Consider the following 16,371-nt stretch of genomic DNA (forward strand, 5'->3'; position numbering starts at 1 on the left):
CAGATTTTAAAATGATTTAAGCAGATAGGCGCAGATTTTTAATCCTACGAACTTTATAAAATTAAATCTGCCAAAATCTGCAGAATCTTCGTGAAACTAAAAATTAAGGCAAAAAAATTAAAACATTAAAAAAATGAATTCAATATATAAAATCAATGTAACAGCCTTTGTGAACTTTGCGAATGTTCCTTTGCGAGCTTTGCGGTTAAATAGGTTTCTATTGGCACATAAAACATTGTGGTTAATAGCATTTCTATTAATAAGTACACTAACATCGGCACAGGAAAAAATCAGTCTTGAAAAAGCAATTGAACTTGCGAAATCAAACAATATTGATTTAAAAATTGCTGATAAAGAAATAGAAAGACAAACCGTTCTTAAAAAGACAGCCTTTCAGCCGGAACCGCTTCAGGTACAATATCAGGGCGGACAATTTAATAGCGTCGATTTTGATCATAACGTTTCGATTCAGCAGTTTTTCTCGATAGGAAACATTACAAAAGCCAATCGACAATTACAGGAAGAATTGGTGAAACTAGCCGAAAAACGCAAAGCTTTATCCTCTTACGAAATAGAAAAAGCGGTAACATTGGCATATTATCAATATTTGTACGGAGTTTCTATTCAGAAGTTAAACTCAGAATTAAATGAGATTTATATCAAATTCCTTAAAAATGCAGAACTGCGTTTTCAAACCGGAGAAAGCGGAAATATCGAAGTAATTAGCGCTAAAGCCAAAGTAAAAGAAATTGAAACGCAAAAAGCGCAATTAGAATATGATTTGGCTATTTATCAAAAGCAATTGCAATTTTTTGTTCAGACCGACGAAAATATAGTTCCGGATGAAAATACGTCTTTGCAATATGCTGTTCTAAAAGAAGAAGGAAATTCGAAAGCAGAAGGATTAATGACAGATTATTATCAGCAGCAGATTTCGGTTTATCAAAAAGAAGCCAATACCTATAAAGCGATGCGAACGCCTAAATTAGGATTGGGATATTTTGCCCAAACGATCAATACAGAATCACTTTTTCAGGGTTTTACAGCCGGATTACAGATTCCGTTGTTTGGCGGTGTAAATACGGCAAAAGCTCAGGCTTCGGCAATAAGTATTTCGCAATCGCAATTGGCTTTAGATAAAAATAAATTAACGCTGAACCTGCAAAAACAGGAGTTGCAAAACAACTTTGCCAAACAGCAAAAAGCATTAGACTATTATCAGAAAGAAGGACTGCAATATGCAGATCAGATTATAACGACGGCGCAAAAAAGTTATGCCAATGGCGATATGAGCTATTGGGCATACATTAGTTTTTTAAATCAGGCAATTGATATTAAAAAACAATATACTGAGGCCACTCATACTTTTAATCAAAGTGCTATCGAACTTCAATTTCCAACTATCAAAAACAATTAGAATGAAAAATATAAATAATTTAACCGCAAATAGTGTAACCACAAAGAATGTAAAGAGTTTTTGGCAAAGAACGCAAAGTTTAATTTCATTGTGTGCTTTGCGTTTTTCTCTCTTTGCGTGCTTTGCGGTTATATTTTTCGGCTGTAATGAAAAGAAAGCTGAAGAAAAACCTGAAGAAGAAAAATCGCAAACAGAAGTGGCTTTAAATGAATCCCAATACAAAACAGTTGGGATCGAAACGGGATTTGTAGAAAACAGAAACCTGAACAAAGTCATAAAGGCAAATGGTTATACAACAGTTCCGCCGCAAAACTCTGCAGAAGTTTCTACTTTAATAGGAGGAACCGTTAAGGACATTTTTGTTTTAGAAGGTACGTATGTCAATAAGGGAAAAGTTTTGGCAACAATCCAGAATCTGGAAGTTATCGAAATGCAGGAAGACTATCATTCGGCTACAGCCAATATCGAATACCTGCAATTAGAATACAACCGTCAGAAAACTTTAAGCGATGAAAATGTAAATCCCAGAAAAGTTTTTCAGGAAGTAAAATCTAAACTGGCAGCCGAAAGAGCGCGTGCACAAGCAGCAAAAAATAAGCTGGAAGCTTTGCATGTCAGCACAAAAGGAAGCACTTCGTTAGTACCAATTGTAGCACCAATTAGTGGTTATGTGGGCAAAATAAGCATTGCAAAAGGAGCTTATGCACAAACTGGTGTAGCATTGTTTGAAGTAGTCGACAATAGCCAGATGCATTTAGATCTAAATGTGTATGAGAAAGATTTAGGTTCAATTTCGATTGGTCAGGTAATTGATTTTGTCCTTACAAATCAGTCGAATAAATCTATCAAAGGAAAAATCTTCGGGATTAATAAATCATTTTCTAATGAAAGTAAAACAGTTGCCGTACATGCCAAAATAGAACCTGCTGATGCGAAGGGGTTAATTCCCGGAATGTACGTTTCGGCAAATATTAACATCACAAATGCCACAGTTCCGGCTGTACCAAAAGATGCGGTGGTTCGAAATGCAGATAAGTATTTTGTATATATTCAGGAAGAGGAACATGAAGAGCATGGCGAACATGAAGAAAGCGATAAAAAGAAAACAGAATCAGGAACACCGCACGAAAACGAAATTCATTTTAAAGCAGTTGAAGTCATTCCCGGAACTACAGATTTAGGTTTTACAGAAATAAAATTTGTAAATGACGTTCCTGCCCACGCAAAAATTGTTACAAAAGGAGCTTTCTATTTACTTTCTGCAATGAAAGGCGGAGGAGAGCATGGGCATTAAAAGGGTTTCAGGTTTCTTTGTTTCAGGTTCTTGAACTTGCGAACTTTGCGTAAATTTTTGCTCCCGATGACTATCGGGATTGCAGTTAAACTTACTTGAAACATACAGTTCAGCTCCTGATAGTTAATGGGTGGGTGAGAGATTAAAATAGTTCAACTTAAAACAATTGCAACAAAATCCGTAATTTTAGACGAAGTTTAAACTTAAAACCTGAAACAAAGAAAACCTGACACAATAAAATTAAAAACTTGAAACTCATTCTATGGAACATATACATAAAGAAGAAAAAGTAATAAAAAAGAAAATTAACCAATCCGGATGTTGTTCCGTGCATGAAGATAAAGGTCTTTCAGATGATGACGGACACGATCACGATCACAGCCATAATGCTGATGGTGGTGTTTTTCAAATGTTTTTACCTGCGATAATCTCATTTGTTTTATTGCTTATCGGGATTGGTTTTGATAACTATTATCCGCAAACCTGGTTTTCAGGTTATGTAAGGATTGCATGGTACGTTATAGCCTATTTACCGGTTGGATTACCCGTTTTGAAAGAAGCTTACGAAAGCATTATAAAAGGAGACGTCTTCTCTGAATTTTTCCTGATGTGTATTGCTACAATTGGTGCCTTTGCAATAGGAGAATTTCCAGAAGGAGTTGCTGTAATGTTGTTTTATACCATTGGAGAAAACTTTCAGGGATTGGCAGTTAGCAGGGCAAAGTCTAATATTAAAAGTTTATTAGATCAGCGTCCTGATGAAGTAAGCATTTTAGAAAACAATATTGCGGTAATAATAAAAGCGGCTGATGCTAAAATAGGTTCGATTATTCAGCTTAAAGCCGGAGAAAAATTAGGTCTCGACGGCGAATTGTTATCAGAAACTGCGTCGTTCAATACTGCGGCATTAACAGGTGAAAGCAAACCCGACACAAAAGTAAAAGGACAAACTGTTCTTGCCGGAATGATCAACGGGAATACAATTGCTTTAGTAAAAATAACGACTGCATATAAGGACAGTAAACTTTCTAAAATTTTAGAAATGGTACAAAATGCCACGACTAAAAAAGCCCCTGCCGAATTGTTTATTAGAAAATTTGCTAAAATATATACACCAATTGTTGTTTATCTGGCAATTGCCATTTGTGTATTGCCATGGCTTTTTGTCGACAATTATGTTTTTAGCGATTGGTTGTACAGAGCTTTGGTTTTCCTTGTAATTTCATGTCCATGTGCTTTGGTAATTAGTATTCCGTTAGGTTATTTTGGCGGAATTGGAGCTGCGAGTAAAAACGGAATTCTTTTTAAAGGCAGTAACTTTCTGGATAGTATTTCGACCATACAGAATGTGGTGATGGATAAAACCGGAACCATGACAGAAGGTGTTTTTAAAGTTCAGGAAGTTATTATTGGCGATGAATTTGATAAAGAAGAAATCCTGAAATTTGTCAATGTTCTCGAAAGCCAGAGTACACATCCTGTCGCGACTGCGATTCATAATCACGTTGGCAAAATTGATCCTTTGATTAAATTGAAAAATGTGGAAGAAATTTCCGGACATGGCTTAAAAGCAGAGATTAACGGAAAACAATTGCACGTTGGGAATTTTAAATTGATGGATAAATTCAATATTAAATATAATGTTGATCCCAATGCAGTAGTTTATACCACAATTGCAATTGCATACGATAATAAGTTCGCAGGGTATTTGACGATTGCAGATGAAATTAAAGAAGATGCCCAGGAAGCCGTAAACAAGTTAAAAGCATTAGGTGTTAAAGTAACCATGTTGAGCGGAGATAAAACCAACGTTGTACAATTTGTTGCTGATAAACTTGGAATCTCAAATGCTTTTGGAGATTTGCTTCCCGAAGATAAAGTGAATAAGCTAAACGAAATAAAAGCCAAAAACGAAACTGTAGCTTTTGTTGGTGATGGTGTAAATGATGCTCCGGTTATTGCGTTAAGCACGGTAGGAATTGCGATGGGAGGTTTAGGAAGTGATGCCACAATCGAAACGGCAGATGTTGTCATTCAGGACGATAAACCAAGCAAAATCCCGATGGCAATAAATATTGGGAAACAAACCAAGAAAATCGTCTGGCAGAATATTACACTGGCTTTTGTTGTAAAAGCTTTTGTATTGATTCTTGGCGCTGGCGGATTAGCCACAATGTGGGAAGCTGTTTTTGCCGATGTTGGAGTGGCGCTGTTGGCAATATTAAATGCCGTGAGAATTCAGAAAATGAAGTTTTAATTCATCATCATATTAAATTACAAAATCCCAATTCATTAGTTTGAATTGGGATTTGTTTTTATAAATCTATTTTTTCAAATGCTTTGGTTCCTGAATTTCTCCATTACCAAAAGACCAATTTTCTAAACCATTATTTTCTAATAAAACAATGATCACATTATTGATCAAAATTGCTGTTGAGGTCGAAATTCTGGTTGCAATCTCATGGTATAACTTCTTCTTTTGTTCTAAAGTTCGCCCTTGTCCTGCCGTAATCTGAACATAAACGATATCTTCAGAATGTGAAATACTAAGATAACTTTCAGGATATTTGATCTGATGAGGTTCGAGTTCTTCAATTACATGAAAATAATCATCCTTCGGAATATGAAATTCCTGAATTAAAGATTCATGGATTGATTCTGAAATAGTATTTTTTGTTTCTAATGAAAGTTTCTTCGGTAAACTGATTCGGACAAATGGCATTTTTTTTACTTTAAATTTTTATAAAAATAAGCATTATTGAGTGCAAGAAATAAAAACGGTATTAAAATTTTAATTCAATTTCACTTCCCTTATTTTCTATTCTAACTTCAGTTCGGTTACTTTCAGACGGTGTTTGCGTAGGATACCAGTTTCGGTTTGGCTGTACGATAATCAGTAAACCTTCGTCATCACCAATTGCGGAGAAAAGCTCGCTATTCGCATTTTTAGAAAAGAATTCTAATCCATGCTTAGTTTTTAATAAGTTTCCCAATTCTAATGGATTTTCATTTACGATTCCAATCTCGCTTATATTCAAAATAGATTTAGAACTAAATGCTGTAGTTTGGGCATTGTTGAGATCATGTCTGGCAATAAATTCTAATAAATTACCATTATTGTCATAGAAATAAACCGCGTTGGCTTTCCAGTTTTCAAAATTAGTAATGAGTTTTTCATCTTCAATAAAAATCAAATCAACTTTGTTTTTACACCAGTCGATAGCTTCGTCTAATTTGTTCTCAGGAATGTTAAAAGCAAAATGATAAATAGAGTGAAATTGAGGATTGTCTACAAATTTTAGAATAGAGTTTCCGGTCTGAATGCTAACTGATTTTGAGTTACTTTCTATAATTGGAAGATCAAGAATATCTTTATAAAAAGCGTTAGTTTTTTGTATATCGTTTGTCTGAATTTGGATGTGTTCTAACTTCATGGTGGTATTTTTTATAAAAGAAGAAAGCTTCTTTTCGTTTCAGACAAATTTAGGAAAAGATGGAAGGATTGTGATAGACAAGCTATTTTATACTTCAATGAAGAGATAGTAAATTGTTATGAAAGTTTCTTTTATTAAAGGCGTAATTTTTTTTAATACTGCTATGAGATTTATCCGTAGTGAAACGTGTTCTACATTTTAGTTGAACTATGTTTCTATGTGTTTAAAAATATAAAAGCCCGTTTCATAAAAGAAACAGGCTTTACAGATTTGAAATTTTTTGGCGCAATTTGCAAATTAGTTTATTTCGGCATTGTTGGCGTCATAATTCTTCGTGTTGGCGTGCTCAGTGTTTCGATAAAAGCCAAAAGATCACCGATTTCATCTTTACTTAAATCTAATTTTTTAAGCATCGGATCTACTTTTGGAATCAAAGTATCTCTGGCAGTTCCCAGATATTTTTTCTGAACAGGCGATGGGTTTCCTAAATTATACAATTCTACAACATCCAATAACGACGGAAAATGTCCGTGATGCATCCAGGGTTTTGTATTGGCCACTTCACGCAATGTTGGCGTTCTGAATTTTCCGATATCGTCTTTGTTTTTAGTAACATTATAACGTCCGAAATCTTCATTTTTTGTCCCAAATAAAGTCTGGCCGTCATTATGAAACTCATTGTCGCTAAAATAAGGCGTATTATGGCAATTGATGCATTGTGCTTTGGTTCTGAACAAATGCAAACCTTTTACCTGAGAATCTGTATAAACATCAGATTTTCCGCTAATGAAGTTATCAAATTTGCTTTTAGGACTATTGATCGATCTTTCGAAAGTGGCAATCGCATATTGTATTCTTTGTAATGACACTTTTTTATCTCCAAAAGCAGCTGTAAACAATTGATTATACCCTTTAATTTTGGCAATTTTATCAACGGCAATCGTCAGTTTTTCATTCATTTCAAGCGGATCTCCAATCGGGAATTGTGCCTGATCCTCGAGACTTGAAGCGCGTCCGTCCCAAAATAAGGAGGTAGCATACGCCGAGTTTAATATTGTCATCGAATTACGTTTTCCGGTTTGGCGATCGTGACCAAAAGAGCGCGTTAGATTATCTGTCCATCCCAATTCAGGATTATGGCAGGAAGCGCAGGCAATTTGTCCGCTAACAGATAATCTTGGATCAAAAAATAATATTTTACCCAGACTTTCTTTTTCCTTCGAATACGGATTATATGCCGGATAGGGAACAGCAGGTAAAACTCCAATATCCTGAAATTTAGATTTATCTATACTTTCATGTAATTCCGCAGCAGGCCATTTTGCAGCATCGCCGCCGGAATATAATTTTCGTAATTCCTGAATATCGATATAATCCGGTTGTTCGACACTTTTGTAAGCTGTTAAACTCAAGAGGAACAGGATAGGGAATATTAGCTTTTTCAATTCTTTTGTTTTTTGTTTTTTATTTGATTTGTTTCAGTCTCGATTTTCGTTTTCAGAAAACTTTGTCAAAGTTTAAAACCAAGAGTGTAAGGAACTTTCTTTCATGTATTGAATGTTTCTAATTTACTAGGATCCCCACCACAATGTATTACTACTTGTTGAATGATTTCATTTTGTAATTGATTACAAAATGAAATTTTGGGGATCTTATATCCTTTTAAGCCATTGAGTTTTATGTAACTCAAAAGTAAAATGGATGCAATTAGAATAATATATATCATTACTTGAATTCCATTCCATTGTCTTGAAAAATAGTGTTTAAAATTAAGTTCTTGTTTTATAAATCTAAAGAAACGCTCAATATCCCAGCGCTTTTTGTAAATTTTTGCTATTTGATCTGCCGTAAATTCTTCTTCGGGCAAGTTGCTTAAAAATAATATTTTTTCTCCATCAGATTTCAATATCCCTTCTACTAATCTAAAAACTATTTTAGTCTTTTTTTGATTGGCATAAAGATGAACTTTACTGTGTTTTATCAACTTAATAGTTTCATCTTCAAAATCCAACGGTATAACTTTACTGCCTTTTTCTATTTCATACTTAGATGATTTGTAAATTCGAGTAACAAAATATTTATCCTTATTGGAGAGCTCAACCATTGTTTTTCTTTCCTTCATTCCTCGATCAAAAACCGCAATATCTTTTTTATTACTTATGTGTTCTTGAAGAATATTACCCAAAGCCAAATCTTCACTAATCATTTTTTGATCTTTGTGAAAATTTACATTAAATGGCAATTCACTAAAACCAATTGTAAATTTTATACTGTTTTTACCTTGCTCTCCTTTTTTATTTTTCTGTCCATTTTGCATTCCAAAACTTAATAAAGAAGCAGATAAACTTGTAATTGTTGAGTCGTATAAGCTTAATTTTGCTTTATCTTTCTGTTCAAGTTTATCCTGAAAAACAGTAACAGTATACTGATATAGTTTCTCGAAATATTCCACGTTGATTTTTCCAATTCTCTCTGCAATACTGCTATGACTAACACTTTTATCTTTAGGAATCTGAGCATATTTACAAAAAAAATGATTCTCGTAAAAATTCTCAAACACTCTGGAACTGGCTCTGGTTTCATTAAGATACCAAAAATACAAAGTTTAAATAATTCCTTACCTTTTAATTTTTTAGCATTCCAATCAACCATTGTTTGCTGAGCAAAAAAATCAAGTTGATCTTCTGAAATATAATTTAATATTTCTTTTACTTCTGTTCTGATTTGCATTTTCTGATATTTATTGACATACAGAAAATAAAAATAATAGTTTTTTACAAAAGTTCCTTACACTCTTGGTTTTAAACTTTGACAAAGTTAGTGCGACTAAAAACTTAAAGCGTAACTTCTTTCGGACAAGGAATACTTAAAGCCGCTGGTTTTGGATAAACCCGGTTATTATACATTCGATATTGTGTCGAAACGGTTCCTCCAAAGAGTTTGTCGTTTGTGAGTTTTAATTCAAATGAAATTTCATATAAACCTGCACTGATTTCCTTGTACGTTCCTTCTCCTGAAATAGAAATAATATGGGTGTTTGACGCACTGGATCCAATCGTTAAATCTTGCGGAATTACCAGAACCGTTCCCTGTGTTTTGCTGTTTCCGTTTTCCGGGAAAAACTCTAAAGCAGAAGTAATATTAAATCCCGGAGATACGGCCGCAGCGTTGCTTTCGTTAGAAAACCATCTTTTTAAACCAAAAGAGTTTACTGTATTTGCCCCCGTAGAAACGTTAAAACCAATTTTAAAGGCATCGTGATATACATCGTCATTAGGGTTTGCTGTTCCTTTGTCGCTATAAAGTATGGCATTTTCATTATCCTTAGTAACCACAACAGGAAAGGTTAAAGCATTAAAGGTCTGCCATGTGCAAGTGCCATTATTGTTAAACCAGTGTTCCCCGTAGGTCAAATAAAATGCATTTGTAGGATCTGTAAATTTTGAAGCTGGATATGCCTGTAAATCTCTGGGTGATTTTGTTGGTTTTACAATCGTCAGGTTAAGGTTTCCGGTTGCATTGTAATTCGGAATATTTACTAAGCTTATTTTGGATTCGTAACGGGCATCGTCATTCTGAAGATCCTCTAAAAGAGTCAGATGATAGGTTATTGAACTTCTGTTGTCGCCATAATCATCATGTGTTAAAGAATATTCAAAACCATTTTGAAATTTAAAAATAGCAGCCTTTTCTATTTCAGAAGGAAAAAATCCGTTTGGGAAGTTAACTTTAAAATCAATTGTTTCGCCAACTTCGCCTTTTATCACATATTGGGTAACCGGAAAAGTATAATTGGTAGTAATGGTTCCCAGATCAATCTTAAAGGTATCATTAGGATAAGTTGAATTTAGATTTCCAATATGGATCTCCGGATCAGATACAGTTTCTAATTTTAAAGTAATACTTTGATTGGCAGTCCATCTTTTATCAAAAGAAACAAAAATAGTATCCGTTACTTTGCTTCCTTCAAAGACTAACTGATTGACCGGATTTACTGTAAAACTATCGTTATCACCAGTTGTTGATACTGCACTGAAGTGAGCCGTTACAGCACCTTTTAAAGGATTAGCTGTTAAAGCAACCGGAATTTTCAAAGTTTTTACCGAACTATTTTTGTAAGTAGATTGAGGGATTAGAATTCCGCTTACTGTCGGATATTCTAATGGAACATTATTACTGTTTACCATGAAGTTAAATCTTAAATAAGGATCTATTTTTGAACCTAATTTATAATCGTCTTTTGAGCATGATGCCAATAGCAATGCTATGCCAAATATGCTGAATATCTTAATAAGATTCATTTTGTTGTAAGTTTGAATTAAGATTAATATTGGATTGTGGTATTGGTAATACGAATTTCAGAGACGGATAAGCCATACCGCAATTTGTCGAAATACAGCCATCATTTCTTGTAATTCCTTTATGGTTGCGAACAAGATCAAAGAATAAATGCCCTTCAAAACAAAGTTCTTTTCTTCTTTCTAAAAAGATATCCTCTTTCAGGTTGGCAGTATTCGTTAATAAAGCGGCATTGGCGCGTGCACGAATGGTATTAACATCGGCCATTGCAAGTGCTGGCTGATTGTTTTCGAGAGCGGCTTCGGCACGAATTAAATACAATTCACTTAGTCTAAAAGCCACATATCCGGCATTATCCTGAAATTTACGCGTAAAATTGTACGGAACAGCCGTTAAAACTCCGTTTACTAAAGTCTGAAGATGTACAGTAATAAATAATTGTTTCCTTATATCATTACTTTCATAAAGATCAACAAGGTCGTTTGAAGCTACATAATGGGCATAAGTGCTTGAAGTAACACCAAAATAATTTGACATTGATGTTGATACGATACTTTCTGAATCCTTTGATACTGAAAATTCTAGCAAAGCTTCAGAAACAGGAAGATCTGGCTGTGCCCATTGGGAAACTAAATCAGTAGCATTTACTAATTTAAATCCGGAATTTGCAATTACGTCATTTGCAGTTTGGTAGGCATTAGCCCAATCTTTTTTGTACAGATATACTCTTGCCAGCAACGCTTTTGCATTATTTTTATTGAAATAAGAATAAATGGGGCCCGCCATGGCAGCAGTTTCAGAATAATTCTCTATGGCTGTTTTTAAATCAGTAATGATTAAGGAATAAGTATTTGTAAGAGTTTCCCTTTTAGGATATTTAAGTCCCGATTTTATCGATTCAGTATTATAGACAATTCCTAAATGCGAAGCATCAGGCGTGTATTCATAATCCTGGCAATAAATCTGTGATAAAACAAAATGGGCATAAGCTCTAATGGTTAAGGCTTCTGCTTGTATCTGCTTTTTTTCGGTTTCAGTAGCATCTTTAAGCTTTGGCGTATATTCTAAAATCAAGTTAGCCTGATTAATAATGCTGTAATTACCACTGTAAAATGATGCAAAATTGCTTGTCTCGGCCATATCTTCAAAAGAATATGCTTCCCTAAGATTAACTCCCGGTGTAATCTGTCCTAAACTGTTTCCTGAAGAAGTGGGTGTAAATTTGATATTTCCGCCTTGTAAATCAGAATAAACAGAAAAACGTTCTTCTCTTACCGTACCTTCTACATTGCGATAAAGACCTTTTAAAGCTATTAAGACACCTTCCTTATTTTGTAGAAGTTCGTCTATAGAAGTTTGTGTTCCGGGTTCCTGCTCCAGAAAATCACTGCAGCTTTGCAATGTAAAAATCAGGAAAGCTATTGTGATATATTTTAAATAATTCATCGTCTTAAAATTTTGCATTTACACCAAGTGAAATTGTTCTTGCCTGTGGATAAGTGTAGCTAAACTCCCGTATTCCGTTCATTCCTTTCGGACTTTTGTCTTTGTACCAGTACAACACATTTGTAGCATCTGCAAAAACAGAAAGTGTATCCAAGAAAATATTTTTTACAGGCACATTATAACTAAGATTAATGTTGCTTAATCGTACATAAGTAGCGTCATAAACATACTTGCTTAAATTTGCCGTAACCGGTACAATTGTTACCGCTGAATACGGTACAATATCTCCTGGATTTCTCCAGTGATTAGCAGCATTTACAGAAAGATTTCTGTTGGATGTATTCGAGTATTTGTCAATTATAGCATCAGATGCAAAGAAATCGCCACCCAATTGGAAATCTCCTCTTAGTGATAAAATTAAATTGCTGAAAAAGGTAAAACTATTATTGAAACCACCATATGCTTTAGCCTGCGTGTCGCCAATAGGTTCCCAGTCTGCTATTGTAAATAGCGTTTTATAAGTGGCTAGGTCATATACCTGTCCGTTTTTAGTAACCAGGTCTCTGCCGGTAGCGGGATCAACACCCACCCATTTTATTCCCCAGACTGAGGTAGTGCTGTAACCAATTTTTTGTGCCAAAGCAAGTTCTGCTGTAGAGAATTCGCTTCCTAAACCTTTTAAATCAGTTACTTTACTATCTACGGTAGAAATATTAAAAGAAGTAGTCCATTTAAAATTTGTGTTGGTAATCCATTTAATTCTAGTCTGAAATTCAAACCCCTGATTGTACATGCTTGCCGCATTCAACAACATAGAACTATAACCGGTTTCAGTAGGAATATTTCGGGTTGTAATTAAATCACTTTTGTCATCACGATAATATTCTACAGAAAACTCGACGCGATTGAAGATATTAAAATCGATTCCGGCATTAAACTTCGTGTTTTTTTCCCAGCTTAACCTTCCATTTGGAGCAGAGCCCGGAGTAGCACCAGTTCCGCCATTATAATTATTTTGTTGATAATTGTATAAACCCTTTGATCGGTAAGAACCAATTCTCGAGTTTCCTGTTGTACCGTAACTCGTTTTTATTTTTAAAAAGTTAATCCACGAATTGTTATTAAGGAAGTTTTCATTACTAATAATCCAACTGGCTCCAAGGCCGCCATTATTAGCCACATCAGTATCATCTCCGAACACAGAACTTTGATCGCGACGGAAATTGGCTAATACATAATATCGTTTTTTATAATTATAATTTAGCTGAGAAAATAAAGATACTCGCGAGTTATAACTAATTTCCTTTCCAATTACCTGATTACTTGTAGATTCATCCACATCAGGAGTTAATGGATTATCATCTTTTATAGCATTAAAGATCGGATTGATAACATTAGGATTTACAAAACCAGTTCCGGACTGATAATCAAAATCAGTTTTATCCTCAGAAAGTTCAAAACCAACAACACCATCAATAGCATGATTTTTAGTAAGCTGTTTGTTAAATAAAGCTTGTCCTTGCCAGTTCCATTTAGTCGTGTTTCTTTGGTTTAAAAGTCGGCGCCCCCATCTTTTATAAGTGGTATCGTCTAAAACAAAAGTTCCGGGAAACTGACCGCTTTCATTTTCAGCCGAAAAATATCGATCCTGATCTTTATCAGTATAGTCCATACCAAACAGCGTAGAGAATTTTATAGCATTACTTAGTTTATAAGAAAGACTTAAACTACCTAAAATACCATACGTTTTTGCTTCATTTTTGTTTTGCTCTATCGCTGCCAACGGATTTCCTCTCATCATGCCACTAACGCCTAATAATGAGTACGATCCATCCTCATTATAAGGAGAAAGAGTAGGCAGGTAAGCAAAAGAATAAAAGATATTGGGTGCAGTCTTCTGAGTATAACTTGGATTAAGCATTAAGCTGATATCTAGTTTACCGGAACTGTAACCTAAATTGATCCCCGCGTTCAATTGTTTGGTATTGTTACCCATTTGCGGTTCATCAATTTTTGTATAGCTAATATTGGTGCGATATGAAATTTTTGATGTTGAGCCGGAAACATTAAAATTATATTTATTGAAAATTCCTGATTGATTCAATAGACCAAACCAATCTGTATTGACACCATTATAGGGAGTCAGGACGGCTCCCGGAGTAGTATTTTTTACAAATTCGTTCCTAAGCTCATTGTATTGCTCTCCGTTAAGATATTTAATCTGATTGATGGCTGATGAAACCCCAAGCTGATTGGAGAAACCAAATTGTGTTTTTCCTTTTTTTCCTTTTTTGGTCGTGATCAAAATAACACCATTTGCACCGTCAGCACCGTAAATACCTACAGCCGCTGCATCTTTAAGAACTGAAATGCTTTCAATATTTTCGGGAGCGATTTTCATCAGCGGATTACCAAAACTTTCTGTAAAATCTCCGTTTCCGCTAAAATATGCGCTGTCTATTCCGTACTCTTCTCCCATGATTACGCCATCAATAATGATCAGTGGCTGACTTGAAGTTCCCGTTCGTGCACCGGTAAAAGAAGATAAAGTTCCCTGTCCGCGAATATTAATTTTTACCGGACCACCAACACCAGAAGTATTTTCGACCAATACACCGGCGATTTGACCAGTAATCATTTTATCGACACTTTCTGAAGCTTGCTCAACGGCTATATCTTTGGCATATAGGGTAGAAATACTCCCAACGATTTCCTCTTTTAGTTTTGTAGTACCGTAAGACGAAGTAATTACGACAGGATTTAATTCGTCCGTCGCTTCTTTAAGATAAAAAACAAACTGTTTTTTGTCATTTGTTTTTTGCGATTGAGATTCCATTCCTAAAAATCCAACTTCAAGAATCGTATTAGCAATATCATTCCCTTTTAACTCATAAACAAATTTCCCGTTAAAATCAGTTATAGCGCCCATTCCTGTATCTTTTATGCGAATGGTTGCTCCGGGAAGCGGTTGTTTGTCTTTTGCACTATAAACTGTTCCGCTAATGAATCTCTCTTTTTCATCAGAAGATATAGTAGATGTTGGAGCAGGAGCAGCGTTCGTTAATAAAACCTGTTTTTTCTGGATATAAAACGAAATGTTTTTACCGGCTAACAATTGTGTCAGCGCCATTTCTAAAGTGGCATTCTGAACATTAATATCTGCTAACTGATCAGCATCTATTTTTCTGGCGTTGTAAATAATCCTAAAATCAGTTTGTTCTTCAATAGCTTTAATAATCAAACTAATAGGTTTGTTTTTGAGCTGTAAAGTGATGCTTTTATTCTGAGAAAAACCTTTGAAACTGGATAAAAGCAGGGCTAGGAAAAATAGAATTTTCCTTAAATCGGGTATCGTAAAAGTCATGTTTATTTAGTTATGGAAGGTTGGTAATGGTTATTGTATTTCCTTTAATGGAATAATTAAAAGGCGTGTCACGTTTTAGAAGTTCTAAAATGTTTTCGACACTGGATTCGCTAATTTTAATAGTACCGGTAAAATTCTGTCTGGCCAAAACAGTATTTTCATTGATAATTTCGACGTCGTAAGTACGCTGAATTATTTTAGCGATGGTAGAAAATGGAGTGTCTTTAAAAGCAAGTTCACCTTTTGTCCAGGCAGAATAGAAAGCAGGATCAACTTCTTTTGTTGTAATTTTTTTAGAGTTGTTTTGCCAGGTTGCCATTTGGTTAGGCTTTAACAAAATAACATTTTGTTTGTTTTCGACTTCATACATCTGAATACTTCCTTCGACCAGAGTACTGTTGACCGTTGGGTTTTCAGGATACGCACTAACGTTAAATTTTGTTCCCAGAACTTCAACATCAACCTGATTGGCGCTGACAATAAAAGGATGTTCTTTGTCTTTGGCCACTTCAAAAAAAGCTTCACCGGTTAAATACACATTTCTTTTTCCGTTGATGCCAAATTGCTCCGGATATCTTAATGTTGTTCCTGAATTTAAACTCACCACCGTTCCGTCTGAAAGCGTCAATTTGAATCTTTTTCCGTAAGGAACTTTCAATGTATTGTAAACCAATTGCTGATCCTGAACTTTTCCAAAGTAAATGATTTGGTTTGGAAACTTCTTAGCAATTAGATCGCCTTTAGCGTTTACCAATTTTGTATGGTTGTCTTTCGTAATATATTCAGAACGTCCATCAGCTAATTCTAAAACAATTTCTTTTGCTGATTTTGTTTTTTCATTCAAATTGAACGCTAATTTGCTTAATCCGATCAGGACAATAAATACCGCGGCATATTTCAGATAATGAATTATTTTATTTTTTGGTCGAATTAAAACTACAGGAACACTATCGCTTGAAAGATTTTCAGAAAGTGCCGTTAACGCCCAGGTTTTCTTTAAAGTTATAAAATGCTTTTTATTTTCTTCCGAGGCTTCAATCCATTCAAAAAGAATTTGAACTTCTTGTTCTGAAGCTTCATTAGAAAGGTATTTATAAATGATTTCTGATGTCATATT

General features: G+C 34.7%; 12 protein-coding genes. 3 read left to right on the forward strand and 9 right to left on the reverse strand.

The genetic code is table 11. The features are described 5' to 3' along the window. The first annotated feature begins 133 nt into the window (after window positions 1-133). The 3 genes from QLQ94_RS14755 (at window position 134) to QLQ94_RS14765 (ending at window position 4,968) form a co-directional block, all read left to right on the forward strand. A complete protein-coding gene (locus QLQ94_RS14755) occupies window positions 134-1,417 on the forward strand; it encodes a TolC family protein (protein WP_482497600.1) in 1,284 nt (427 codons plus the stop codon). 1 nt (window position 1,418) lies between these two features. Further along, a complete protein-coding gene (locus QLQ94_RS14760; RefSeq protein WP_427403067.1) occupies window positions 1,419-2,711 on the forward strand; it encodes an efflux RND transporter periplasmic adaptor subunit in 1,293 nt (430 codons plus the stop codon). A gap of 262 nt (window positions 2,712-2,973) precedes the next feature. Then, window positions 2,974-4,968, forward strand: coding sequence for a heavy metal translocating P-type ATPase (locus QLQ94_RS14765; protein WP_427403068.1), 1,995 nt, complete (start codon window positions 2,974-2,976; stop codon window positions 4,966-4,968). A 66-nt stretch (window positions 4,969-5,034) separates the two neighbouring features. Here QLQ94_RS14765 and QLQ94_RS14770 read toward each other — a convergent pair whose 3' ends face one another. The 9 genes from QLQ94_RS14770 to QLQ94_RS14810 form a co-directional block, all read right to left on the reverse strand. Then, window positions 5,035-5,433: a tautomerase family protein gene (locus tag QLQ94_RS14770; protein WP_427403069.1), complete on the reverse strand. Its 399-nt coding sequence runs from the start codon at window positions 5,431-5,433 to the stop codon at window positions 5,035-5,037. 61 nt (window positions 5,434-5,494) lie between these two features. Then, window positions 5,495-6,145: a VOC family protein gene (locus tag QLQ94_RS14775; RefSeq protein WP_482497602.1), complete on the reverse strand. Its 651-nt coding sequence runs from the start codon at window positions 6,143-6,145 to the stop codon at window positions 5,495-5,497. Between the two features lie 302 nt (window positions 6,146-6,447). Next, window positions 6,448-7,590 (reverse strand): cytochrome-c peroxidase, encoded by a 1,143-nt coding sequence (locus QLQ94_RS14780; protein WP_427403071.1) that lies wholly within the window; start codon window positions 7,588-7,590, stop codon window positions 6,448-6,450. Window positions 7,591-7,691: 101 nt separating this feature from the next. Next, a complete protein-coding gene (locus tag QLQ94_RS14785) occupies window positions 7,692-8,597 on the reverse strand; it encodes a transposase (RefSeq protein WP_482499983.1) in 906 nt (301 codons plus the stop codon). Further along, window positions 8,516-8,875, reverse strand: coding sequence for a hypothetical protein (locus QLQ94_RS14790; protein ID WP_482500005.1), 360 nt, complete (start codon window positions 8,873-8,875; stop codon window positions 8,516-8,518). The genes QLQ94_RS14785 and QLQ94_RS14790 overlap by 82 nt, the downstream gene beginning before the upstream one ends. Window positions 8,876-8,979: 104 nt before the next feature. Beyond that, window positions 8,980-10,446 (reverse strand): hypothetical protein, encoded by a 1,467-nt coding sequence (locus tag QLQ94_RS14795; protein ID WP_427402824.1) that lies wholly within the window; start codon window positions 10,444-10,446, stop codon window positions 8,980-8,982. Continuing rightward, the gene (locus QLQ94_RS14800; protein WP_427402823.1) at window positions 10,433-11,890 is read right to left on the reverse strand and encodes a RagB/SusD family nutrient uptake outer membrane protein; all 1,458 of its coding nucleotides are present in this window, start codon (window positions 11,888-11,890) and stop codon (window positions 10,433-10,435) included. The genes QLQ94_RS14795 and QLQ94_RS14800 overlap by 14 nt, the downstream gene beginning before the upstream one ends. Before the next feature lie 4 nt (window positions 11,891-11,894). Next, window positions 11,895-15,254 (reverse strand): SusC/RagA family TonB-linked outer membrane protein, encoded by a 3,360-nt coding sequence (locus tag QLQ94_RS14805; RefSeq protein ID WP_271337143.1) that lies wholly within the window; start codon window positions 15,252-15,254, stop codon window positions 11,895-11,897. A 10-nt stretch (window positions 15,255-15,264) separates the two neighbouring features. Next, window positions 15,265-16,368, reverse strand: coding sequence for a FecR family protein (locus QLQ94_RS14810; RefSeq protein ID WP_427402821.1), 1,104 nt, complete (start codon window positions 16,366-16,368; stop codon window positions 15,265-15,267). Between the last annotated feature and the right edge of the window lie 3 nt (window positions 16,369-16,371).

The organism is Flavobacterium sp. B114r (assembly GCF_056824125.1).